The organism is Lentzea sp. NPDC058450, assembly GCF_042721395.1.
Lineage (GTDB): Bacteria > Actinomycetota > Actinomycetes > Mycobacteriales > Pseudonocardiaceae > Lentzea.
Genome location: NZ_JBHXLO010000040.1, coordinates 60186 through 81884, shown reverse-complemented (window position 1 = coordinate 81884; position 21699 = coordinate 60186). Strand labels below are relative to the sequence as shown.

The following is a 21699-nucleotide window of genomic DNA, read 5'->3' as shown; positions in this document are numbered from 1 at the left end:
TCCAACGCGTGCTTTCTTCGACACTGTTCGACATTCGATTGACCGCTCGCTTTCGAGTCACTTCCTTCGATTGCTCAGTAAACCTTCACCTCTGTCAGTCCGGTTCGGAACCCGGAGGCGTGCGTCAGCACCACTCGCAGCCGTTGTGTGTTCACCGGAGTGAAGCGGGCGAGGTTGAAGTTGGCCTGTGGTGCGGACGGGGTCTTGGTCAGTCCTGCCACGTCGGCCCAGCTGCCACCGTTCCAGTACTGGACCTGGTACGCCGCCGGCGCCCGGTAGCGGTTGCCCGCGCGGTCGTCGCGGAAGTGCAGCCGGACCTCACCGGCTGTGCGTTGCTGACCGAAGTTCACCTCGTACCAGTCAGTGCCGTTGGGCGAGCCGGAGGTGCCCCAGATCGGATCGTTGATCGGGAAGCCGTCCACCGCGGCCCCTGTCGACGTGCCGGAAGCCGTGTAGGACGCCGACACCGCCGCGCCCTGTGCCAGGTTGGGCCGCGTGGAGGTCAGGTCGACGCCTGCCTTGGCGAACACGTCGACCATTCGCGCGCTGCTTTGGACGACGTCACGCGGGGCCTGCACTCCCCCGACCGTCGCCTGGTACACCACCGAGCCGCCGGACGGCAGCGTGACCTGTCCCGTCGCCGGGTTGTAGAGCACGCGGGTGAGACGGTCCACGGTAAAGGCGCGCGTTCCGTTGAGGTACACGGAATAGCCCTGCGGAACACCGTTGTAGCGCGTCACGCCGTCAGCCGGGTCGTCCCACACGACGCTCAGATCGGCGTTGCGGTGCCTCACGTTGTTGACCGCGAAGTGCGACCAGCCGATGTTGATGGGCGAGAGCTCGATCAGCCCGTCGGTGCGCGGCCTCAGGCCGGCGGCGTCCTCGATGACGGTCCAGTTGCTGCTGCCGAGGATGTTGTGGTGGATCCACGACCGGTACTGGATGGTGCTTCCGTTCCAGTCGGCCCAGAACTCGTTGGCGTCGGGCCATTGCGTGTTGCCGCCGATGTACTGCGCCCAGGTGTTCCAGTACAGCAGCTTCTTGTAGTCCTCCGGCGACATCCACTGGTTCTGGTAGTTGCGCAGCACCGAGGAGTACAGCCGGAACTGCACGGTCGAGTTGATCGTGGAAAAGTTGTTCGAACCGGGGTGCCCGGCTGCGGCGGCCGCTGCCTTGTCTCGCTGGTTCGCCGTGTAGAAGGGGAAGACCGGGTACTCGGCGGGGTCGGCGAACAGCCGCAGCGCCTGCTTGTACTGGTCGGTGTTCGGCATCAGGCCGACCGAGAACGGGTAGTAGTTGTTGATCTCCTTCCACGGCACGTGCGTGTTGGTCGCGACGTGCTTGTGCTCCAGCAGTTGCCGCGCCGGGTTCCACAAAGTGTTGATCACGCCGTTGCGGATGCGATCGGCCAGTGCCTGCATCTCGGATGCCTTCGTGGTGTTGCCGGCCAGCGCGTAGGCCTGTTGTGCGGCAACGGCGCCGCTCCACACGTAGGCCGTCTCGGCACGGTCGAGTCTGCCTGCTCGCCAGTCGAACGACACGGCGTCGGCGTCGTTACCGGTGAGTGCGCCCCAGTCGTACTCGATCACACCGTTGTTGTTGGTGTCGTAGAAGGAGAGCTGTCCTTTCGCGTCACCTTCGGCGTACCGCGCCAGCAGGGCGGCGATCGAGGGCTGTCCCCCGTGCACCTGGTACGCGCGCCATGCGGCCTCGGAGATGTACTGGGTGTAGGAGTTGGACCAGTTCTCGGGGTCTCCCGGGTTGTCCATGAACCGACCGCCACGCGAGGTCTGCCCGGCGGACAGCCACGGCCCGTAGGAATAGACGGGATCACGCAGGTACTTCAGGTCGTCGATGTGCATCGGCTGGGTGAGCACGATCGCGTTGTTGTACCCGGTGGCGCCCTCGACCGAGATCGGGAACTGGTAGTCCTGGCCGGGGATGTCGACGTCGAGGTGGTTGAAGCGCATCAGCCACCAGCGGTAGTAGATGTTCTTCTTGATCGCCGCGTCCGGCACGTCGATGTACGGGATGTTGTCGGCCCACCAGCGGTTGTAGGTGCGCACGTGGGTGGCGAACGCCGTCTCGGGGGTGTAGCCGCGGTACGCCTGGTACTCGGTCGCCGACTCCGGGATCTCCGTGGTGAGGAAGCCCATGGCCACCTTGGTGGTGACGGTCTGCCCGGCGCCGATCGTCACCGAGCGGTCCAGCCCGCCGTTGTTCACCCCGAACCCGTCGCCGGACAGGCGCGGCCGGATCGTCGTGAGGTTGTTCTTCACCGGCCTACTGCCCGTGAGTTCGCTGCCGCTCGCTGTCGTCGCGTAGGGCGAGGTCGCGCGCAACTGCAGGGTCGCGGCCGCGCCGCCGGTGTTGACGATGGCCAGGTTCGTGACGGCGACGTTGTTGTGGGTGATGAACTTCGTCATCTCCACCCGGATCGACCCGCTGGTGAAGACGCCCTTGTAGTGGCTGGGCTTCTGGACCCGGCTGCCGACCTGCTCGGTGAACGTGCCGGGCGACAACGCGACCGAGTAGGCGTTCTGGCCGCTGATGTCGTCCCAGTAGGCGGATCGGCCGCCGAACCCGATCACGGCGGGGTTGTGGGTGTACATGAACAACCCGCGGCCGCGGGTCATCAGGAAGTTGCCAGCCGGGTCGCTGCCGGGCCGGGCGAGCAACCGGTCCATCCAGAAGTCGGTGCCCGCGCTCTCCGCGTCGTAGATCGCCCGCATGGTGTTTGCGGTGCTGTAGCCGACCGGAGGCGCGGGGATGGAGGGACCGGTGAACGTGGGATAGCCGATGGGCTGCGCGGCGGAGGCGGGAACGGTCTGCCCCGCGATCAACGCCAGTGCCAGCGCGGGTGCCGTCAGGCGGCGAAGGCTTGCCATTCCAGGACTCCCGTCGAGAGGTCGGCCCTGGCGGTGATGTTCAACCGCAACCGGGTCGTGGACACGGTGGGGAAGGTGACGGTGTTGAAGGTGTTCGCCGCCGTCGCGCAGGACGACTGGCCGGGCACGTCGGCGTAGGCCGTGCCGGTCCAGTACTGCAGGCGGCACGACGCGGGGAGGTCGATGCCCTGGTTGTCGTCGAACCAGTAGACGGACGTGCGGCTGACCTGCTGTGCGGACGGCCAGGTGTACTCGAGCCACTGCGTGCCGCGTTCGGGCCAGTTGCCGTAGACGGGGTTCGACCGGTCCGCCGAGCTCGCCGGGGTTCCCCCGTCGTTGACCGCGGCCAGGTTCTCCCAGGGAGACACGTAGGACGTGCCGGCTGTCGCGCTCGGTGCGACGTTGCCGCCAGTGCCGGTACCGGGGTTCGGCGGCGGGCCGGCGGTGGTCTGGGTGACGCGTTGCATGGTGCCGTCGGTGTTGAAGCGCAACAGATCCACCGCGACGGAACGGCGGAAGTTGCCACCGCCGGGCGCGTTCGCGTTGTGGTAGACCATGTACCACTGGCCGTTGAACTGGGCGACACCCGCGTGGTTGGTGGTCGACGAGACCTGACCGAGGACCACTCCCCTGTGCGTCCACGGTCCCATCGGGTTGGTGGCCGTGGCGTACCGCTGGCACGCGTAGCTGGACGAGGTCACGCAGCCGTTGGTGTCGTTGGCCGCGTAGATCATGTAGTAGAGGCCGTTGCGCTTGAACATGAACGGCGCTTCCCAGTAGTCCGTCAGCCCCTGAGGGGTCACGACCGGGCCGTCGAGCTCGATCATGTTCGACTTGAGCTTCGCCGCACGCACGCCCCAGTAGCCGCCCCAGTAGAGGTACGCCTGGCCGTCGTCGTCGGTGAACACGGTGGGGTCGATGTTGAGCCCGGACGAGTTCGGGGTGCTGTCGCTGATCAGCGGCCCGCCCTTGGCGTCGGTGAACGGTCCGAGCGGGCTGTCGCCGACCGCGACGCCGATGTCCATCCAGCCCGCGCCGTTGCCGTTGACCGAGGTGTACCAGTAGTACTTGCCGTTGCGGGGTTCGACCTCGCTGGCCCAGGCGTCGGCGCCGGCCCACCGGAACGTGCCGATGTTCGCCTTGACGCCCCGGTCGGACCAGGTCGCCGCGTCGGTCGACGACAGCACGCGCCACTCGCGCATGAGGAAGTTCGACTGGCCGGTCGCCGCTTCGTCGCGTCCGGCGTAGATGTACATGGTGTTGCCGACGACCAGAGGGGCGGGGTCGGCCGTGTAGATCGAGGTGATGACCGGGTTGGCCGCGTGCGCGGGCGTTGCCACGACAACGCCCGCGACGAGTGCGATCGCGGCGCCCAGCAGGGTGGCGCGCATCGATCCTCCTTCTAGGAACCGGTGGAGTGGAGGTTCGCGACCTCTGCGGCGCTGAGGGCGCGGCCGTAGATCCGGAAGGAGTCCACGGCGCCGTCTAGATACGGGTCGTTCGCGTACTGCGAGCGCCCGATCCAGTTCTGCGTGGTGTTGCCAGGCCGGACGGTCAGCGCGGCGTTGCGTGCGACCTCGGCGCCGTTGACGTACAGCACGCCGAGATCGCCGTTCTGAGTCACCGCGACGTGCGTCCACACCCCTTGGGGCAGAGGTGACGGCGCGTCGATGCGCTGTTCTGAACCCGCACCTGCGGTGGTGACCGCGAACCTCGCCCCGCCCGCCGGGCTGAGCGGGGTGAGGAAGGCGTACGCGCCGGTTCCGGAGCCGAAGTCGAACAGGCGCGACCAGGGCGAGACCGAGTCCAGCCGCACCCAGGTGGCGATGCTGAACGCCGCCGCTCCGGCGAGGAGACCGCCGGGCAGCTGCACGTGCGCACCGGAGCCGGACAGGTCCGCCGCCTGCCCCGTGCGCCCTGCCGTCCACGCGACTCCACCTGAAAGAACCGCGTTCAGGCCGTTGCCCGTGGCGTCGCTGGCGTTGCCGTCGAACGGGTAGTGGGCGATGAACGGCGGGGTCTCCGCGGCGACGGTCCAGTAGACCGTGTACCGCTGGCCGTGGACCTTGTAGAACGGCAGCAACGTCACCTGGCCGGTGCTCGCCGTCGCCGTGTACTGCAACGGCGTCGAGGTGGCTTTGATCGTCGACGGCTGCAGCGCCGGCATCGAAGAGAGGTTGGTGCTGCCGTAGGCGCCCGCCAGCACGATCGGCCCGTGCCGGACCGCCTGCACCGCCCGGTTGTCCGGAGTGGACTCCCGGGTCAGCGCCATCGGGAGGCCGAGGTCGACGACGTCCCCGCTGGTCCAGGTGCGGTTGATCCGCGCGTAGCTGCCGGGACTGACCTGAGCCTGCGGTGTGCCGTTGAGGCGCAGTTGTGCGCCGGATGCCCAGGACGGGATCCTCACCCGCAGGTCGATCGTGCCCGATCCGGTCACCGTGAGCCTCGTGCTGCCGGCTTCCGGGAACGTGGTCTCCTGTCGCACGGTGAAACCGCGCCACGTCACGGTCGAAGCGATGAACAGGTTGACGTACAGAGTGGAGCCGGACTGGGCGTAGATGCGGCCTGTGTGCGCCGTGTTGGTCTCCATCCCGGTGCCATGGCAGCAGGTGAAGTCGTTGTAGTCGTTGCTGTACGTGCGGATTCCGCCGGGCCGCAGCGGGGTGTAGTAGCTGTGGTGGCCGTGCTCGGAATCCGGGTTCTGCGCGCCCAGCAGATGGTTGTAGAGCGTCTTCTCGTAGAAGTCGAAGTACCGCGCGTCCGCGGGATTGCCGCGGAACAGTTGCGCGGTGAGTTTCAGCATGTTGTAGGAGTTGCAGGACTCGCAGGTGCTGTCCGAGAGCTCGGTCGCGATGCGGCCGGGTGCCTTGAAGTACTCGCCGTTGGAGTTGCCGCCGATCGCGTAGCTGTGCGCGCCCGTGACGAACTCCCAGAAGTTGCTCGCGATGTCGCGGTAACGCGCCGTGCCCGTGGCGTGGTACTCGCGGATCGCTCCGATCGCCTTGGGGATCTGGGTGTTGGCGTGGTAGCCGTTCAGCGCGTCGCGGTTCTGCGCCAGGGGGTCGAAGACCTCCGCGTGGTCGAAGTACTGGGCGGTGGTGAGGTGCTGTGGATCGCCGGTGAGCTGGTAGAGGTTCGCCAGCACCTCGTTCATGCCGCCGAACTCGGTGTCGAGCATGTTCTGCCGTTGAGCCTGGGTCAGCCTGCCGTTGCGCCAGGCCGCCCACGCCGCCATCCCGGTGAGCACGGTCAGCGCCTGCGTGTTGCCGATCAGCAGCTGCACGTCGAGCAGGCCGGCCATGATCTTGTGCAGGGTGTAGTAGGGCGCCCAGACCTGTTCACGCGCCTCGACCCTGCCGATGAAGGTCTCCGGGAACGCGGAGAGATAGCCGGTGCTGAACCCGGCTGTTCCGGCGCGGTCCTGGCAGATCGCCAGCTGTGCGACCAGGTAGTTCGCCTTCGTCGCGAAGGCCTGGTCGCCGGTGGCGGCGAACGCCTGCGCGAGCGCGGTGAGCACGTGCCCCGTCGAGTGACCGCGCAGTTCCGTGGTGGGTGACTCCCACCCACCGCAGGGGACCGCGCCGGACGCCAGCGAGACGTTGCGCCGGAACGTGTGCAGGAGACGCTCGGGGTCGAGGAACTTCAGGTAGGAGTGGGTGCGGGTGGTGTTGTCGCGGAACGGTCCCGGCAGCAGGGACACCGACCCGAGTGGGAACAGCTCGGCGGAGACCCCGAAGTCGGGGCGTGCCGCGGCGAGCGCGCGTGCGGGCAACGCCGCCGCCGCGACGGCGAACGCGCCCGCACGCAGAACCGTGCGTCGGTTGGGGGTGGCCACGGCTTCAGCGCCCGTAACGGTTCTTGAGGTGCCGCCACCAGTCGCGCAGCATCCACTTGTCGAACTCGGTGATCACCGTTGAGCTGCCCGCCTTCATGATGAACCCGCCGACACCGCTGGGCGTCCAGTCGTAGAAGTCGTCCAGGCCGAACGTGTGGCCTATCTCGTGCAGCAGGATGTGCACGTCGGACGAGTTCAGGTTGGCCAGGTAGTACTCGCTGCCGATCCGCTGGCCCCAGTCACCGCCGGCGCCGCCGCCGAAGCCGGCCGTGAGCCACAACGACTGGTCGTAGTGCCGCGCGACGCCACCAGGGCAGCGCGGGTACGAGCCGTTGCGGTTGAAGAACCTGCCGCACCCTTCCGAGCACTGCGGCGCGTTCTCCCTGATGTCGTTGACGTAGATGTCGACGGAGTTGTCCGTCCACTTCAACTGGGCCCGGTCGCGCACGGCCCAGCCGACGACCTTGATCGGCACGGTGGCGTACGGCCAGTTGTTGTGGCCCGCCATCACGTCCATCCACTTCTTGTACTGGCGGGACAGTTGGGCGTGGATCGCGTCCCGCTGCGCCGCTGTCACCGAGGCGGGCGAGTCCCAGCGAACGCAGAAGTTGAGGTAGCCGCCGTTGGCGAAGACCTGGTCCCACCCGTAGTTGCGGAAGCCGTAGAGGTCACCGTAGGTGCTCTCCTGGTGCTGCCAGACCTGGTTCAGCGGAGTCACCAGGTTCGCGGGCGGGTTCCACGTGTCCGCTCTCGCGGGCGCCGCCACGCTCGCCGCCATCACCGCCGCGAAGATCGCGGCCACGAGCCCTTTCCACAGTCGAGACATCCTCGTCTCTCCTTTCGTCAGCCCTTCAGCGCGCCGGAAGTGAATCCGCGCACGTAACTTCGTTGCAGGAAGGCGAACAGCACCAGGCAGGGCACCGCCATGAAGACCACGCCGGCCTCCAGCGCGGCGTAGTCGATCGAGCCGTGGCTCGCGGTGCGCATGTTGACCACGGCGAGGATCGCGGTGAACTTGCCGGTGGAGTTGAGCAGGATCAGCGGGGCGAAGAACTCGCTCCAGGAGGTGAGGAACGCGAACAGGCCGACGGTGACCAGCCCTGGCCGGACCGCCGGGAGCATGATGCGGACCAGGGTGCCGAAGCTCGTGCAGCCGTCGACGCGCGCGGACTCCTCGAGTTCGATCGGCACGGCCTCGAAGCTGTTGCGCATCATGAAGACCGAGAACGGCAACTGGAAGACGATCAGCACGAGGCTCAGCCCGACCAGGGAGTCCTCCAGGCCGAGCCAGCCGAGCAGGACGTACAGAGCGATCAGGATCGTCGCGTAGGGCACCATCAGGATCGCGAGCGTCAGCAGGAAGAGCACGTCCCGGCCGGGAAAGCGGAACCGGCCGAAGGCGTACCCGGCGAAGGTGGCCACGACGAGCGTGCCCCCCACCGTCAACGCGCTCACGACGATGCTGTTGAGCACGTGCACCGGCCGGATCCCGTTGCTGGAGGTGAACAGCCGCGCGTAGTTCTCCGCTCCGAACCCGGAGTCCGTGCGCACCGATGCCCACCCGCTCCACACCAGTGGGAACAGGAATAGGATCGCGAGCGCAGTCCCGGTCACGTAGTAGCTCCACCGGCTCATGCCGACCGCCTCCGCAGGAAGGCGAACTGGAGTGAGCTGAGCACGGCCAGCAGCACCAGCAGCACCACCGAGATCCCGGCCGCCGAACCGAGGTCGAGCCGGACGAACGCCTCCCGGTAGATCACCATCACCAGTGAGGTGGTGCTGTTGTCCGGTCCTCCCCTGGTGAGAATCCAGAACTGGTCGAACGCGAGCAGCGACCCGGTGACCATCATCGTGAGGACCAGTGCGATCGTCGGGCGCATCAACGGCAACGTGATCCGCAGGAACATCTGCCCGCGCGTCGCGCCGTCGATGCGCGCGGCCTCGTAGACGTCGACCGGGATCGCCTGCAACCCGGTCAGCAGGATCAACATGTTGAACCCGGCGAACCTCCACAGCACGAGCAGCACCACCGACCCCAGCGCCGGGCTGTCACCGGAGAACGGCAGCGGCCCGACCTCCTCACTCAGCAGGCCGAGGAACAGCAGGGACGCGCTGGCGAATCCCACCGCCACCGGCAGGAAGAACGCCGTGCGGAAGAAACCCACTCCCCTGCGGCGGTTCTGCACGAGCAGCGCGAGCCCGAACGCGACGACGAACAGCAGGATCGTGATGATCACCGTGTAGCGCAGGGTGAACCAGGCTGCGGAACCCAGCAGCGCGTTGTCCGCGATCGCGCTGTAGTTGTCGGGAGCGTTGAGCTTGGGGTTGCCGAGCAACGGCCAGCGGTGCAGCGACATCCACGCGATCAGCAGCAGCGGTACGACGAAGAACAGCCCCACCAGCACCGCGGCGGGCGTGGCGTAGAGAGCACCGGTCACCGCTCGCCTGCGCACGGATCACTCCTTCCGCAGGGACTGGTTGATCGCGTCGTTGCCCGCCATCAGTGCGGCACTGGGATCGCCGAACAACGCACCGCGCACGGTGGTCAGCCACGGGCCCTGAGGATCGTTGAACGTGGCGTTGAAGTTGCGGGCGTACGGCGTCTTCCCCTTGGCCACCAACCCGTTGGCCGTCACGAGCCGCGGATCCGCCGAGGAGTACTTGTTCGCGGCGAGGTCGGTGCGGAAGGGCACTCCCTTGCGCTGGGCGATGACCTCGACCTGAGCCTCCTCCGACGTCGTCCAGGCGAGGAAGTCCCACGCCTGCGTGGCTTTCGCAGTCGTGGCCCCGATGCCGATGGCATCACCGCCGACGAAGGTGGACTCGCCACCGGTCAGTCCAGGAATCGGGGCGAGGCCCGTCTTCACGCCCTTGGCCTCGATGGCGTCGAGCCACACCGACGGGCCGGGCGCGATGCCGACCTTCCCGCCCTGCAACGCACCGAGCCACGTCGGTCCCTGTTCCCCCTTCGACCCGGGCGACGCGACACCCTCGTCGTAGAGATCTCGGTACAGGGCGAACACACCCGCCATCTCCGGCGAGTCGACTCGCGCGCTCCGCCCGTCGGTGTCCAGCACGTCACCACCGGCCGCCCAGACCGACGGCCACAGCGTGAACTCGATGCAGCCACCGCAGTTCCCGCCGAAGTACGTGCCGTGCACGTCCCCGCCGAGCTCGTCGATCTTGCGGGCGTGCTCGGCGAACTCCTGCAACGTGCGTGGCGGCTTCTCCGGATCCAGGCCGGCTTTCGCGTACAGGTCCTTGTTGTAGAGCATGACCGACAGGTCGATGGTGTGCGGCACCGCGTGGTTGCGGCCCTCCCACGTACCCGCACGCACGTGGGAGGGGGCCACCGAGTCCTTGACCGGCAGGGCCGAGAACTGGTCGGAGATGTCGGCCCACAGACCCTGTGACGCGTACTGCGGTGCGAACACCACGTCGGCGGCGAAGAGGTCGGGCAACGACCTGGCGCCCGCCGCGGAGGCCAGCTTCGCCGGATACTCCTCGTTGGGGTAGGCGGTGACCTCGATCTTGTTGCGGTGACCGGCGTTGTAGGCGTCCGCGTACGCCTTGGACACCGACTCGGTAGCGGCGCGCGTCCACAACGTGAGCGTCGTCCCGTCGTCGGCGGCACCCTGCTTCTCCGCCCCGCACGCCGCGGTGGCCAGCACCAGGACGACTGCCGCGAGCATCGCTTTCACGGTCTCTCCTTTGAGACGTGGTCAGGTCGTGGGCAACCAGATCCGCATGGTCGCCGGACCCCGGCGAGCCCAGCGGTGATACGGCAGGAGGTGCAGTGGTGCGAGCGTGCCGGGCCTGTCAGCCGGTTCGCCGTAGGGCCAGGACGACTCCCTCGCGGCGTCGAACCTCGCTCGCACCACCGCACCGTCACCGGCCTGCTCCGGGTCGCGCCCGGTGCAGACGCGCAGTGCGTCGAGATCGATGTCGCCCAGCGACTCGACGCACATCACGAGTGGGCCTCGTTCGATCGCGACGCAGCCGCGCACCCCGTCGATGCGCGGATCCGGCCAGGTGAACCTCGGCCGCACGGGCAACTCCAGCCGGATCTCCTGCCCCACGGCCCACTCGCGGTTCAGCACGACGTCACCTGGCGCGACCGGGCGACGCTCGTCATCGAGGACCAGCACCGCACCGGCCGCCCAGCCGGGCACGCGCAGACTGATCGACCAGGGCGTGCCGCCGCTCCTGGTCACCCGCACGGCCACGTCTCCTCCCTCGGGGTACGACGTGCGCACCTCGAGCCCGGCCGGACCGCCATCGGCGAGCCGGGTCACCACGTCGTAGTCGGCGTACTGGTGCAGCCGCAGCCCCGTGTCGTCCGCGGTGACGAGATAGGACGACAGGCTCGCCAGCAGCCTGGCGATGTTGGGCAGGCAGCACGACACCTCGAACCAGGGCGCGCGAAGCCCGCCGCCGACGTCGAGCCGTTCACCGTCGCCCTGTGCCTGAGCAGGTGTGCGTTGGTGCAACGTGTTGGCGTAGAAGAAGCTCCGGCCGTCATCGCTGATCGCCGCAGCGATCAGGTTGTGCAGCAACCGGTCCACGACATCGGCGTAGCGTGTTTCTCCGGTGGCCAGCAGCAGCCGTTGCGCGAGCATGATCGTCGCGACGCCTGCGCACGTCTCGGCGTACGCCCGGTCGGCGGGCAGTGCGAAGTCGTCGCCGAACGCCTCGTCCTGGTGCCGCGACCCCATGCCGCCGGTGATGTGCGTGCGCCGCGCCCACGTGCGGTCGAACTGCTCGATCACCGCCGCCAGCAGGTCGTCGTCGCCCGTCTCGACCGCGACGTCGACCGCGCCGCACGCCAGGTAGAGCGAACGCACAGCGTGTCCGCGCAGCACCGTCGCCTTGCGCACCGGGATGTCATCGCTGAAGTAGGACCAGCCGAACTCGTGCGCGGGCAGGGTGCGATGACCACGGCGGTCGACGAACAAGGTGGCCTGGTCGAGATAGCGTTGCTCGCCTGTCAGCCGCGCGAGTTCCACCAGCGCCGGTTCGATCTCGGGATGCCCGCAGACGCTCGGCGACCCGTCCGGTCCGAACACCTCGCACACGTGGTCGGCGGCACGGCGGGCGATGTCGAGCAACGGCCCGGCGCCCGCTGTCCTCGTGCGAGCGACAGCCGCCTGCAGCAGGTGCCCGACGCAGTAGAGCTCGTGTCCCCACGCCATGTCGCTGTAGCGCGGCCGTTGCCACGGCCTCCCGAACGCGGTGTGGAGGTAACCGTCCTCGAACTGCGCGACACCGAACGCCGACGTGAGAGCGTCGATCCGGGCGTCGAGGTCGCTGTTGGCGGTTCTGCCGTGCTCCCAGGACATCGCTTCGACGATCTTGTAGACCTCGGAGTCGGAGAACTCGCGTCCTCTCCGCTCCCGCGACCCGGCACCGTTCGCGACGGACGTGAAGTTGCCGGTCCAGCCGAGTTCGTCCAGCCACTCCAGCGCGTGCCCGAGCGTCGCCCCGCCGTTGACCTGCTGGCGTTGCGCCCAGAAACCGCCGACGACGCGCACCTCGTCTGTCCCAAGTGGACGAAGGAGTCCGCGCTCCGGAACCACCGGGCCGCGGATCGACTGGGTGTTGCGCATCATCGCCACGTGACGCACTCTGGTGTCCGAAAACGATTTCGACAATGCGCCATTCGTTGCACAGATCGTCGAATGAAAAGTCGAATGACGTTCGAAAGGTTTTCGATGGGCAGAAAGCGTTCAGAGACGGTGACCCTGGGCGAAGTGGCCAAGCGAGCGGGCGTGTCGATCGCCACCGCCTCGAAGGCGATCAACAACCGCGGCGAGGTCGCGGCGGCCACCCGAGCCCGCGTCATCCGCGCGGCGGCCGAACTGTCCTTCCAGCCCAACGTCCTCGCGCAGGGACTCGTGGCCGGACGCACCCGCGCCATCGGACTGCTCACCGACGAACTCGACGGCCGGTTCGCCATCCCCATCCTGCTGGGCGCCGAAGCCGCTCTCTCGAACCAGGAGATGTCGATTCTGCTGTGCGACACGCGCGGCGACGCGATCCGCCGGAACCACTACATCCGGACCCTGCTCGCGCGCCAGGTCGACGGGTTCATCGTGGTCGGCGACAGCAACGACGTCCGCGCGTCGCTGACAGCCGACATCCCGGTACCCGCGGTCTACGTCTACTGCAGGTCGACCAACCCGGACGATCTCAGTCTCGTCTCCGACGACGAGGGTGGCGCACGACTCGCGATCGAGCACCTGATCGCGTTGCGCCGCAAGCACATCGCCCACATCACCGGTCCCCACTCCTACCGCGCCGCCCGCGATCGCGCCGCCACCGTGCTCACGGTCCTGGAGGAACACGGCCTGGAGCTGGCCGGCGGTCAGCCCCTGCACGGAGACTGGTCCCAGCGCTGGGGCAGACACGCCGCCCGCCTGCTGATGACCACCGCCCCCGAGGTCGACGCGATCTTCTGCGGCAACGACCAGATCGCGAGCGGTGCCGTGCAGGCGCTCACCGATCTCGGCCGACGCGTGCCCGATGACATCGCCATCATCGGCTACGACAACTGGGAGATCTTCGCCGCCGACTGCAGGCCGCCGCTGACCACGATCGACCTCAACCTCCATCAGCTCGGCACGAACGCCGTGACGCACCTTCTCGCGGCGATCGAGGGCACGCCGGGCGCAGGCGTCGTCCGTCAGCCCTGCAGGCTCGTCGTGCGCGAGTCGACCGCCTGAAGTCACCCGCTCGAAGATCCGCAACACCACGTCCTTGGCCGCCGCGCAGAACGATCCGGCAACCCAATTGGACAAGGTCGACGTACAGCAGTCGCAGTGCCACGTCCACGATCATGCCTGCGGGACGAAACTACCTGATCACCGCACCTCAGCGAGCGAGCGCCGAGTTCTGGTACCCCCGCACGGCGGAGGCGCCTCGGAGGCGCCTCGGCAACGCCGAGGTTCAGCGGTGGATCGGCCGGTCGAGATCCGTCAGCCTCCGGCCAGTCCCGTTCCACCGCAACGAGATGATCTCGGCGGCGATCGAGACGGCGGTCTCCTCGGGGGTCCGCCCGCCCAGGTCGAGGCCGATCGGCGACGCCAGCCGCGCCAGCTCGCCGTCGGTCAGGCCCGCTTCCCGCAGCCGTTCCAGCCGGTCGTCGTGTGTGCGCCGGGATCCCATCGCCCCGATGTAGCCGACATCGAGCCGCAACGCGACTTCCAGCAGCGGCACGTCGAACTTCGGGTCGTGCGTGAGGACGGCGATCACCGTGCGTCTGTCCAGTGTGGACTTCTCGGCCTCCAGGTACTTGTGCGGCCACGCGACGATGACGTCGTCTGCCTCCGGGAAACGGGTGCGCGTCGCGAACACCGGCCGTGCGTCGCACACGGTCACGCGGTAGCCGAGGAAGGCACCCAGCCGGGCCATGGCCGCGGCGAAGTCGATCGCACCGAACACGAGCATGCGCGGCGGCGGCTCGAACGCGTTCACGAACACGCTCAAGCCTTCGCCGCGCCGCCGGCCGTCCGGGCCGTAGCGCAGCACGCCGCTGCGGCCCGACGCCAGCATCCCGCGCGCGTCGTCGGCGACCACCTCGTCGACCCGTTGGGTGCCGAGGCTTCCCGTGCTCCGGTCCGGCCAGACGACCATGCGGCGGCCGACGCCGGACGGGTGTTCCACCACCGTCGCCACGGCCACCGGCTTGTCCGACCTGACGGCCTCGGCCACCTCGCCGAGTTCGGGGAACGAGGTGGCGTCGATCTTCTCGACGTAGATGTCGATGATTCCGCCGCAGGTCAGGCCGACGGCGAACGCGTCGTCGTCGCTCACGCCGAACCGCTGCAGCACAGGCACATCAGTCCCCTGGGCCAGGTCGTGGACCGCGCCCTCGACGCACCCGCCGGACACGCTGCCGATCGCCTCGCCGTCCTGCGTCACGAGCATTGCCGCGCCCGGCGGCCGCGGCGCGGAGCTGAACGTGGCGACCACGGTGCCGACGCCCACGGTCTCCCCGTTCGCCACCCGGTCCGCCAGGTCGAACAGGACCTCGCGCATGACGTCAGAGGTGGCCGTCGAACCAGTCGAGCACCGACTGGGGCCGGCGCTGGAACTCCAGGTAGCCGTCCCAGCGGGCCTTCGTGCCCTCGATCCAGTGCAGCTGCTTGTCCGCGACGGGGAGGTTGTCGAAGATCGTCTGCACGTCCTCGGGTTCGGTCAGGACGTCGTCGCGGACCTGGTAGAGGTAGGTGGGGACGGTGACGTTCCGCGCCCACTCGCGGGGAGCGCGGTCAGCGAAGCCGATGCCGGTGTGCCGGACGACTCGCTGTTCGAACTCGTCGATCCGGTCCGCCAGGCCGAGGCCGCCGAGCCGTTTGCCGAAGATGGTCCTGGCGGTGACCGGCTGGACCCCGACGAGGCACTTCACCTCGTCGAAGACGTCCGGGAACTGGGTCGCCGCCGCGAACGTGGAGCTCGCGCCGAGGCACCGGCTGAACAGGCCGATCGACATGTCGCGGGTGTCGGGACGGCTCCGCGCGTACGCGATCGACCCGGCGACGTCGCGGGCCTCGAAGATCCCGCTCGAGTTGATGCCGCCGTTGCCGGTGCCGCTGAGGCCGTGGTTGCGCAGGTCGTAGGCGAGGACGTTGTAGCCGGCCTCGTGCAGGACCGCGTAGTCGGGGACGAAGTCGATCTCGGCCCCGTTGCCGCTGGGCGCCCAGATCGACTGCCAGGGTTCGAGGTGGGTGGGCAGGCCGGACCGGGTGAAGCCCATCGGGTGGTTCGCGATGACCAGCCTGGACGAGCCGGGAGCCGGGATGAACCACCCCTCCAACGGCACGCCGTCGGTCGCCGGGAAGGTGACGTCCTCGAACTCCAGGTCTCGTTCGGCGGGTGAGTGGAGCACGGGAGAGCGCGGCAGGTACGCGAACCCGAACGCGATCTGCTCCAGCAGTTGCTGGGTCTGTTCCTCGCTGCGCGAGGGTGCTGCCGTGACGTCAGGCATGGTGCTGAGTTCCCTTCGGGGTCGTTCCGAGAAGTCGGTCGCGCACCGCTCGGACAGCGGCGGCCACGGTGCCGGGCGGGCGGTCGAACGTCGCCGCCGGCAGGGGCGCGGCGCCGGGTGACGCGGTGATGGCGTGCGGGTAGGCGAACTCGAGCAGGCCCTCGTCGCCGTGCTTGCGGCCGTAGCCGCTGTCCCCGCGCCCGCCGAAGGGCAGACCGGCGACCATGGAGACGGCGAGGGCGTCGTTGACGCTGGTCATGCCGACGCGCAGACGGCGGGCGATCTCCTCGCCGCGGCTGCGGCTGAAGACGGCGCTGCCCAGGCCGTAGGGACCGGCGTTGACGCGGTCGATCGCCTCGTCGGTGTCGCGCACGCGGACGATCGACAGGACCGGGCCGAAGGTCTCCTCGGTGACGGCCAGCGCGTCACCGGGGACGTCGACGAGCACCGTGGGCGGCACGTAGCGACCGCCGTCCGTCCGAGGACCACCGACCACGGCGTTCGCGCCGCGGCTCAGGGCGTCCTCCACGTGCTCGCGGACGACGTCGATCTGCGACACCAGCGGGATCGGGCCGATGTGGTCGCCCTCGCCGCTGCCGACCCGCACGCGGGCGGTCTGCTCGGCGATGCGGGCGACCAGCTCGTCGTGGACGGAGTCGACCACGTAGGCGACCTCGAGGCTGATGCAGCCCAGGCCCGTGTTCTGGAACGCGCCCCAGGTGATGCGCGCCGCGGCGAGATCGAGGTCGGCGTCCTCGGCGACGATCACGCCGTCGTTGCCGCCCAGTTCCAGCAGCAACGGGGTCAGGCGGGCGGCCGCGTCCGCCGCCACCGCGCGGCCGGAGCGCACGCTGCCGGTGAAGGCGATCTTGTCCACACCGGACCGCGTCAGCGCCCTGCCGGTGGCGGCGAACCCGACGACCACCTGGAACACGGCGGGCAGGTCGGGCACCGCCCTGGCCCACGACCGCGCGAGCCACTCCCCCACGCCGGGGGTCAGTTCGCTGGGCTTGAGGACCACGGCGTTGCCGGCCGCCAGCGCGTGCACGACGATCGCGCCCGGCGTGCCGAGCGGGAAGTTCCAGGGCCCGATGACGCCGACCACGCCGTACGGGAGGTGCTCGACCCACGCCCGGTGGGCGGCCATCGTGGGCGGAACCGGCACGTCGCGGCGGCCGAGCACCCGTTCCGCGTTGTCGATCACGAACGTCAGGTGCCCCAGGATGGCGAGCACCTCGGAGAGCCCGTCCTCGACGGACTTGCCGTTCTCGTCGTGGATCAGCGCGGCCAGGTCGTCCGCGCCGAGCACGATGTCGCGCTGCCAGGCCCGCAACCGGTCCGCCCTGCCCTCGAAGCCCAGGTCCCACCACGGGCCGGTCACCGCGCGAGCGGAACCGACCGCGGCCTCCACCTGGTCCGGTGCCGCGACGGGATAGCGGTGCAGCACCTGTCCCGTCGCCTGGTCGATCGTCACCACTTCCCCGCCGGATGCTCCGGCATCACCGTCCCGCGAGGTGGTGCGCACGGTCTCAGTGCTCATCGTCGTCCCCTCATCGCCACTGAATGTGCCGCCACAGTAATCAAGAACTTGATACGCTTCAAGTGCCTGATTCAACAGGCGCTTGTTGCGGAACAAGACGTGTATGCGGCTACCGGTGCGGTAATTTGACGTACGTGACCGAGGAAGCAGGCGTGCCCGACGACGCGGCGGAAGTGCTCGGCCGCGCCCTGACTCTGCTGCGACGAGCGGATCTGGCGCTGCAGAGCACCAAGGAACCCCCGCTGCGCAAAGTCGGCGTGTCCGGCTCGCTGTACGCGATCCTCGGCAACCTGCACGTGACGCCCGGCCTCACCGGCGCGGAACTCGCCCGGCTCGTCGGCGTCACCCCGCAGGCGGTCGGCCCGCTGGTGAGCAAGCTCGTGGACCGCGGCTGGGTCGAACGCCGGTCGCACCCGAGGCACGCCAACGTCCAGGAGCTCCACCTCACGGCCGTCGGCCAGCGCGAGTACGGCGGCGCCGACCAGGTCATGGTCCACCTCGACCGCCACATGCGGGACTCCCTCGGCGAAGACCGCTACCAGGACCTGTGCGGGTTGCTCGACGACTTCACGAAGCACCTCCGCACCTGGTCCGCGCCCGACGTCGGCTAGCACGTTCCCCCTGAGCCGGTGAGGTCCCGCAACCGCGGACCTCACCGGCTCTCGCATGTCCGCGTCTCCTCAGGCAAGATAAGGTACTTAATTTAGATCGAGGACTTGTCATGCATCAAGTTCTTGATACGGTGAAGGCGTAGCCGCCCCGTGACTCGTCGTCGCGGGAGTCGTGGCACCGGCAGGGCCGCTCCGCGCCCCTGGCCGCACTGCCCACCGTTGATGCGGAGAACCCATGAGGTACGTCGCTCTGGAAGAAGCGTTCGCCGTTCCCGAGCTCGCCGCCCGGCAACCGGTGACCGAGATGCGGATCCGCGTCACCGAGGACTACGCCGAGATGTGCGGCCGCAGACTGGTGGACTTCGAGAACGAGCGGTTGCCCGACATGGACGCGCACGGCATCGACGTGCAGGTCCTGTCGCTGACCGTCCCCGGCATCCAGGCGGACGTCGACGCGGCCGCGGCACGTGAGAACGCCAAGCTGGCCAACGACTTCCTAGCCGAGGTCGTCTCCCGGCACCCCACCCGGTTCGCGGGCTTCGCGGCCCTGCCGACCCAGGACCCCGACGCCTCGGTCGCGGAACTGGTGCGCGGCGTCGAGGAGCTGGGCTTCCGGGGAGCGCTCGTCAACGGGCACACCCGCGGCCGTCATCTGGACGACCCGGCCTACGACCAGCTGTGGGCCGCGCTGGAGGAGCTCGGAGTTCCGCTGTACCTGCATCCGGGGTCGGTGCCCGCGGACGACTGGCAGGTCCTCGACGGACGGCCGGAGCTGTACGGGGCCACCTGGAGCTGGCAGGCGGAGACCGGCGGTCACGCGCTGCGGCTGGTCTACTCCGGCGTCTTCGACCGGCATCCCGGCGCGACGCTCGTCCTCGGCCACCTCGGCGAGTTCCTGCCGTTCCAGAAGTCCCGTTTGGACAGTCGCTATCGGACGCTGCGCGTCGACGAACCGTTGAAGCGCGCTCCGTCCGAGTACATCGGCACCAACATCCTCCTCACCACCAGCGGGATCCTCGGCCCGCGCGAGGTCGAGGCCGCCGTGCTCACCGCCGGTGAGGACGCGGTCATGTTCTCCATCGACTACCCGTACGAGGACACCGGCGCCGCGGTCGCCGCCGTCGAGCGGTCCGCGCTCAGCCCCGACGTGAAGGCCAAGGTCGCCCACCGCACCGCCAGGCGCGTCCTGGGACTGCCGCACGCCTGAGCACCAGCACCGCCCAGCCTCCCAGAGCCAGGAGAGTGATCGACATGCAAGGAACGACAGCACGATCCCGGAGCACCCGGAAAGCGTTCGCCGCCATGGGATTCGCCGCTTCCCTCACGCTCGCGGGGTGCAGTTCGGAGGGCGGCGGCCTGCAGACGACCGAGTCCGGTCGCACCCGCTTGGTCGTCGACTACAACCCCACCGCGAACAACGCCCAGCTGTCGCTGGCGATCTCCCGCGGCCTCTTCCAGAAGCACGGCATCGAGATCGAGCAGGTCCCCGGTTCCGGTGCCAGCGCCAACAGCGTCGCGCTGCTGCTCAACGGTCAGGTCAACCTGGCGGTCACCGAGATCACCGCCGTTCCCGCGGCGGTCGGCGCCCGGTTCCCGGTGCAGATCGTCAACTCCCTGTCCGCCGACTACCGCTCACCGCAGGGCGACGCGTTCTCCCTGGTGGTGCCGCAGGACAGCCCGGTCCGGTCGTTCCGGGACCTGGCCGGCCGCACCGTCGCGGTCAACGGCCTGAAGAGCCTCTTCGACCTCACGGTGACCGAGGCCGTGCGCAAGGAGGGCGGTGACCCCGCCGCCGTCCGGATCATCGCCGTGCCGTTCGAGGACCAGCTCACCGCCCTGCGCCAAGGCCGGGTCGACGCGATCAGCACCATCGAGCCGTTCGCGGGACAGTTGCTGGCCGGCGGGTTCCGCTCCATCGGCAACCCGTCGACCGCCGCACTCGGCCCGCGCAGCGTCGCGGCCGTGCTGATGGCGTCACGCGACTTCGTGCAGCGCAACCCGGACGTCATGCGCCGCTTCACCGAGGCGTGGGCCGAGGCGACGCGGTACGCCAACGACCACCCCGACGAGGTCCGCCAGACCATCGCGTCGACGACCGGGGCGCCGGCGGAGACCGTCGCGCGCCTTCCGCTGCCCTGGTACGTCAGCGGTGTCGACCGCCGCTCCGCCCAGCTCATCACCAAGTTGATGGTCGACCAGGGCCGCCTGGAGTCGGAGCCCGCGCTGACCGACTACACGTGGGCCGAAGCGCCGGACGCGACGGACCTCACCACCCCGCCCCGCGGGCTCGAGATCTCGGGGTGACGGGATGAGGTTCGGTTTCCTGCTTCCCGCGGGCGCGACCGCGCTCGTGCTCGCCGCCTGGGAGGTGCTCTCGCTGTCGAGCGTCCTCCCGGCCGAGATCCCGCCGATCAGCGACATCGCGTCGTGGCTGCTGGAAGGTCTCGGCAGTGCCGCGCTGTGGACGGCCGTCGGGCAGACACTCGGGCACTGGGCGGTCGCGCTGCTGACCGGCGTGGTGGTCGGTTCGGCCGTCGGCGGTGCGATGGCGACGATCCCGGTGGTCAACGAGCTGCTGCTCGGCGTGGTCGAGTTCTTCCGCGCCATCCCGGTGGTCGTGTACCTGCCGATCATGTTGCTGCTGCTGGGCGCCACTCCCGAGGTGGTCATCTCCCTCGCCGCGGTGGCCTCGGTCTGGCCGATGCTGTTGCAGACGATGTACGGCGTCAAGAACGTCGAACCCGTCATGCGCGACACCGCCAGGGTCTACGGGCTGACGACCTCGCAACGGCTGGCCTGGGTGATCGCCCCGAGCATCCTCCCGTACTTCTCGACCGGGGTGCGGATCGCGTCGACGATCACGCTGCTGGTGGCGATCGCGATGGAGCTCATCGGCGCCGTCCCCGGCCTGGGGAACGTGCTCGGCACCTACGCCACCAACGGTGTGTACGACGCGATGTACGGCGTCATCGTCCTCACCGGACTCCTCGGCGTCGCTCTCAACGCCGGGTTCGAGCGGGTGGAACGGCGAACGTTGCGCTGGCACGCGTCCTACCGGACCCGACAGGTGTGAGGAGCAGACCATGACGAGGTTCGCACTCCGGCTCGTGGTTCCCGCACTGATCCTCCTGGTGTGGTGGACGACGTCGGCCGGCAGCACGTCACCGTTCTACCCGCCGCTCGGCGAGGTGCTCGGCTCGTTCCAGGACACCTGGTTGTTCGCGCGGTTCGGCTCTGACGTGGTCCCGAGCGTGCTGCGACTGCTGCTGGGACTGGCCATCGCGTCGGCCGCCGGCGTCGCGGCGGGTGTGCTGCTCGGCCGCAACCGGTCGCTGGCCAGGGCGTTCAACCCGATCGTCCAGTTCTGCCGGTCCGTGCCGGGCACGGCGCTGATCCCGGTCAGCGTGGTGCTGCTCGGCATCGGCGACGGCGCGAAGGTGGTCGTGATCGCCTTCGTGTGCCTGTTCCCGGTGCTGCTCAACACGATCGACGGCGTGCGCGGCGTCGATCCGCAGCTGGAGGACGTCGCCCGCTCCTACCGCCTCACGCGGGCGCAACGGCTCACGGCGGTGCTGCTGCCCGCGGCCGGCCCGCAGATCCTCGCGGGGATCCGCACCGCGCTGGGCATGGCTTTCATCATGATGGTCGTCACCGAGCTGTACGCGGCGACCAACGGCGTCGGGTTCGTCACGGTCAGCGCGCGGAACACCTTCGACGTTCCGCAGATGTGGGCGGGCACCGTGTTGCTCGGCCTGCTCGGAGTGGCGGTCACCGCTCTGTTCCTCGCGTTGCAACGACGAGTCCTGCGTTGGCACATCGGCATGACCGGGAGGAATTGA

General features: G+C 68.9%; 17 protein-coding genes. 6 read left to right on the top strand and 11 right to left on the bottom strand.

The genetic code is table 11. The features are described 5' to 3' along the window. Positions 1-74: 74 nt before the first annotated feature. The 8 genes from ACFWNN_RS40200 to ACFWNN_RS40165 are packed head-to-tail and all read right to left on the bottom strand — an operon-like array spanning position 75 to position 12332. A complete protein-coding gene (locus ACFWNN_RS40200; protein ID WP_382445218.1) occupies positions 75-2888 on the bottom strand; it encodes a discoidin domain-containing protein in 2814 nt (937 codons plus the stop codon). Further along, the gene (locus tag ACFWNN_RS40195) at positions 2867-4279 is read right to left on the bottom strand and encodes a glycoside hydrolase family 43 protein (protein WP_382445217.1); all 1413 of its coding nucleotides are present in this window, start codon (positions 4277-4279) and stop codon (positions 2867-2869) included. Before ACFWNN_RS40195 ends, ACFWNN_RS40200 begins: the two co-directional genes overlap by 22 nt. An 11-nt stretch (positions 4280-4290) precedes the next feature. Further along, positions 4291-6723 carry a beta-L-arabinofuranosidase domain-containing protein gene (locus tag ACFWNN_RS40190; RefSeq protein WP_382445216.1) on the bottom strand — a complete coding sequence of 811 codons (2433 nt, stop codon included), beginning with the start codon at positions 6721-6723 and terminating at the stop codon, positions 4291-4293. Positions 6724-6727: 4 nt separating this feature from the next. After that, positions 6728-7549: a hypothetical protein gene (locus tag ACFWNN_RS40185; RefSeq protein ID WP_382445215.1), complete on the bottom strand. Its 822-nt coding sequence runs from the start codon at positions 7547-7549 to the stop codon at positions 6728-6730. Positions 7550-7566: 17 nt separating this feature from the next. Continuing rightward, positions 7567-8358 (bottom strand): carbohydrate ABC transporter permease, encoded by a 792-nt coding sequence (locus tag ACFWNN_RS40180; protein WP_382445214.1) that lies wholly within the window; start codon positions 8356-8358, stop codon positions 7567-7569. Next, positions 8355-9176: a carbohydrate ABC transporter permease gene (locus tag ACFWNN_RS40175; protein ID WP_382445213.1), complete on the bottom strand. Its 822-nt coding sequence runs from the start codon at positions 9174-9176 to the stop codon at positions 8355-8357. Before ACFWNN_RS40175 ends, ACFWNN_RS40180 begins: the two co-directional genes overlap by 4 nt. A 3-nt stretch (positions 9177-9179) precedes the next feature. Beyond that, entirely contained in the window at positions 9180-10415 is a 1236-nt protein-coding gene (locus tag ACFWNN_RS40170; protein WP_382445231.1) for an ABC transporter substrate-binding protein, read from the bottom strand. A gap of 30 nt (positions 10416-10445) precedes the next feature. After that, entirely contained in the window at positions 10446-12332 is a 1887-nt protein-coding gene (locus ACFWNN_RS40165; protein WP_382445230.1) for a glycoside hydrolase family 127 protein, read from the bottom strand. Between the two features lie 141 nt (positions 12333-12473). On the opposite strand from ACFWNN_RS40165, the gene ACFWNN_RS40160 reads away from it, so the two are divergent. Then, a complete protein-coding gene (locus tag ACFWNN_RS40160) occupies positions 12474-13445 on the top strand; it encodes a LacI family DNA-binding transcriptional regulator (RefSeq protein WP_382445212.1) in 972 nt (323 codons plus the stop codon). A 223-nt stretch (positions 13446-13668) separates the two neighbouring features. Here ACFWNN_RS40160 and ACFWNN_RS40155 read toward each other — a convergent pair whose 3' ends face one another. Genes ACFWNN_RS40155 through ACFWNN_RS40145 form a run of 3 tightly spaced genes read right to left on the bottom strand, consistent with a single transcriptional unit; the run spans position 13669 to position 17249 of the window. After that, complete coding sequence (locus ACFWNN_RS40155) at positions 13669-14760, bottom strand: XdhC family protein (protein ID WP_382445211.1); 1092 nt, start codon at positions 14758-14760, stop codon at positions 13669-13671. A 4-nt stretch (positions 14761-14764) separates the two neighbouring features. Then, positions 14765-15709 carry an alpha/beta hydrolase gene (locus ACFWNN_RS40150; RefSeq protein WP_382445210.1) on the bottom strand — a complete coding sequence of 315 codons (945 nt, stop codon included), beginning with the start codon at positions 15707-15709 and terminating at the stop codon, positions 14765-14767. Then, positions 15702-17249, bottom strand: coding sequence for an aldehyde dehydrogenase family protein (locus ACFWNN_RS40145; protein ID WP_382445209.1), 1548 nt, complete (start codon positions 17247-17249; stop codon positions 15702-15704). Before ACFWNN_RS40145 ends, ACFWNN_RS40150 begins: the two co-directional genes overlap by 8 nt. 134 nt (positions 17250-17383) lie before the next feature. Here ACFWNN_RS40145 and ACFWNN_RS40140 point away from each other — a divergent pair, with 134 nt between their 5' ends. From ACFWNN_RS40140 to ACFWNN_RS40120, 5 genes are all read left to right on the top strand, one after another. Next, positions 17384-17860 carry a MarR family winged helix-turn-helix transcriptional regulator gene (locus tag ACFWNN_RS40140; protein ID WP_382445208.1) on the top strand — a complete coding sequence of 159 codons (477 nt, stop codon included), beginning with the start codon at positions 17384-17386 and terminating at the stop codon, positions 17858-17860. A gap of 235 nt (positions 17861-18095) precedes the next feature. After that, the gene (locus ACFWNN_RS40135) at positions 18096-19067 is read left to right on the top strand and encodes an amidohydrolase family protein (RefSeq protein ID WP_382445207.1); all 972 of its coding nucleotides are present in this window, start codon (positions 18096-18098) and stop codon (positions 19065-19067) included. Positions 19068-19162: 95 nt separating this feature from the next. Beyond that, positions 19163-20164: an ABC transporter substrate-binding protein gene (locus ACFWNN_RS40130; protein WP_382445206.1), complete on the top strand. Its 1002-nt coding sequence runs from the start codon at positions 19163-19165 to the stop codon at positions 20162-20164. Positions 20165-20168: 4 nt separating this feature from the next. Next, the gene (locus ACFWNN_RS40125) at positions 20169-20933 is read left to right on the top strand and encodes an ABC transporter permease (protein ID WP_382445205.1); all 765 of its coding nucleotides are present in this window, start codon (positions 20169-20171) and stop codon (positions 20931-20933) included. 10 nt (positions 20934-20943) lie between these two features. Further along, positions 20944-21699, top strand: a complete 756-nt coding sequence (locus ACFWNN_RS40120) for an ABC transporter permease (RefSeq protein ID WP_382445204.1) — start codon at positions 20944-20946, stop codon at positions 21697-21699.

What these genes read in the sequence shown, in the direction of transcription:
- ACFWNN_RS40120 (WP_382445204.1), top strand. Translation starts at nt 20,944, where the DNA reads ATGACGAGGTTCGCACTCCGGCTCGTGGTTCCCGCACTGATCCTCCTG.
- ACFWNN_RS40180 (WP_382445214.1), bottom strand. Translation starts at nt 8,358, where the DNA reads ATGAGCCGGTGGAGCTACTACGTGACCGGGACTGCGCTCGCGATCCTA.
- ACFWNN_RS40130 (WP_382445206.1), top strand. Translation starts at nt 19,163, where the DNA reads ATGGGATTCGCCGCTTCCCTCACGCTCGCGGGGTGCAGTTCGGAGGGC.
- ACFWNN_RS40155 (WP_382445211.1), bottom strand. Translation starts at nt 14,760, where the DNA reads ATGCGCGAGGTCCTGTTCGACCTGGCGGACCGGGTGGCGAACGGGGAG.
- ACFWNN_RS40150 (WP_382445210.1), bottom strand. Translation starts at nt 15,709, where the DNA reads ATGCCTGACGTCACGGCAGCACCCTCGCGCAGCGAGGAACAGACCCAG.
- ACFWNN_RS40200 (WP_382445218.1), bottom strand. Translation starts at nt 2,888, where the DNA reads ATGGCAAGCCTTCGCCGCCTGACGGCACCCGCGCTGGCACTGGCGTTG.
- ACFWNN_RS40135 (WP_382445207.1), top strand. Translation starts at nt 18,096, where the DNA reads ATGAGGTACGTCGCTCTGGAAGAAGCGTTCGCCGTTCCCGAGCTCGCC.
- ACFWNN_RS40165 (WP_382445230.1), bottom strand. Translation starts at nt 12,332, where the DNA reads ATGATGCGCAACACCCAGTCGATCCGCGGCCCGGTGGTTCCGGAGCGC.
- ACFWNN_RS40125 (WP_382445205.1), top strand. Translation starts at nt 20,169, where the DNA reads ATGAGGTTCGGTTTCCTGCTTCCCGCGGGCGCGACCGCGCTCGTGCTC.
- ACFWNN_RS40185 (WP_382445215.1), bottom strand. Translation starts at nt 7,549, where the DNA reads ATGTCTCGACTGTGGAAAGGGCTCGTGGCCGCGATCTTCGCGGCGGTG.
- ACFWNN_RS40170 (WP_382445231.1), bottom strand. Translation starts at nt 10,415, where the DNA reads ATGCTCGCGGCAGTCGTCCTGGTGCTGGCCACCGCGGCGTGCGGGGCG.
- ACFWNN_RS40145 (WP_382445209.1), bottom strand. Translation starts at nt 17,249, where the DNA reads ATGAGCACTGAGACCGTGCGCACCACCTCGCGGGACGGTGATGCCGGA.
- ACFWNN_RS40195 (WP_382445217.1), bottom strand. Translation starts at nt 4,279, where the DNA reads ATGCGCGCCACCCTGCTGGGCGCCGCGATCGCACTCGTCGCGGGCGTT.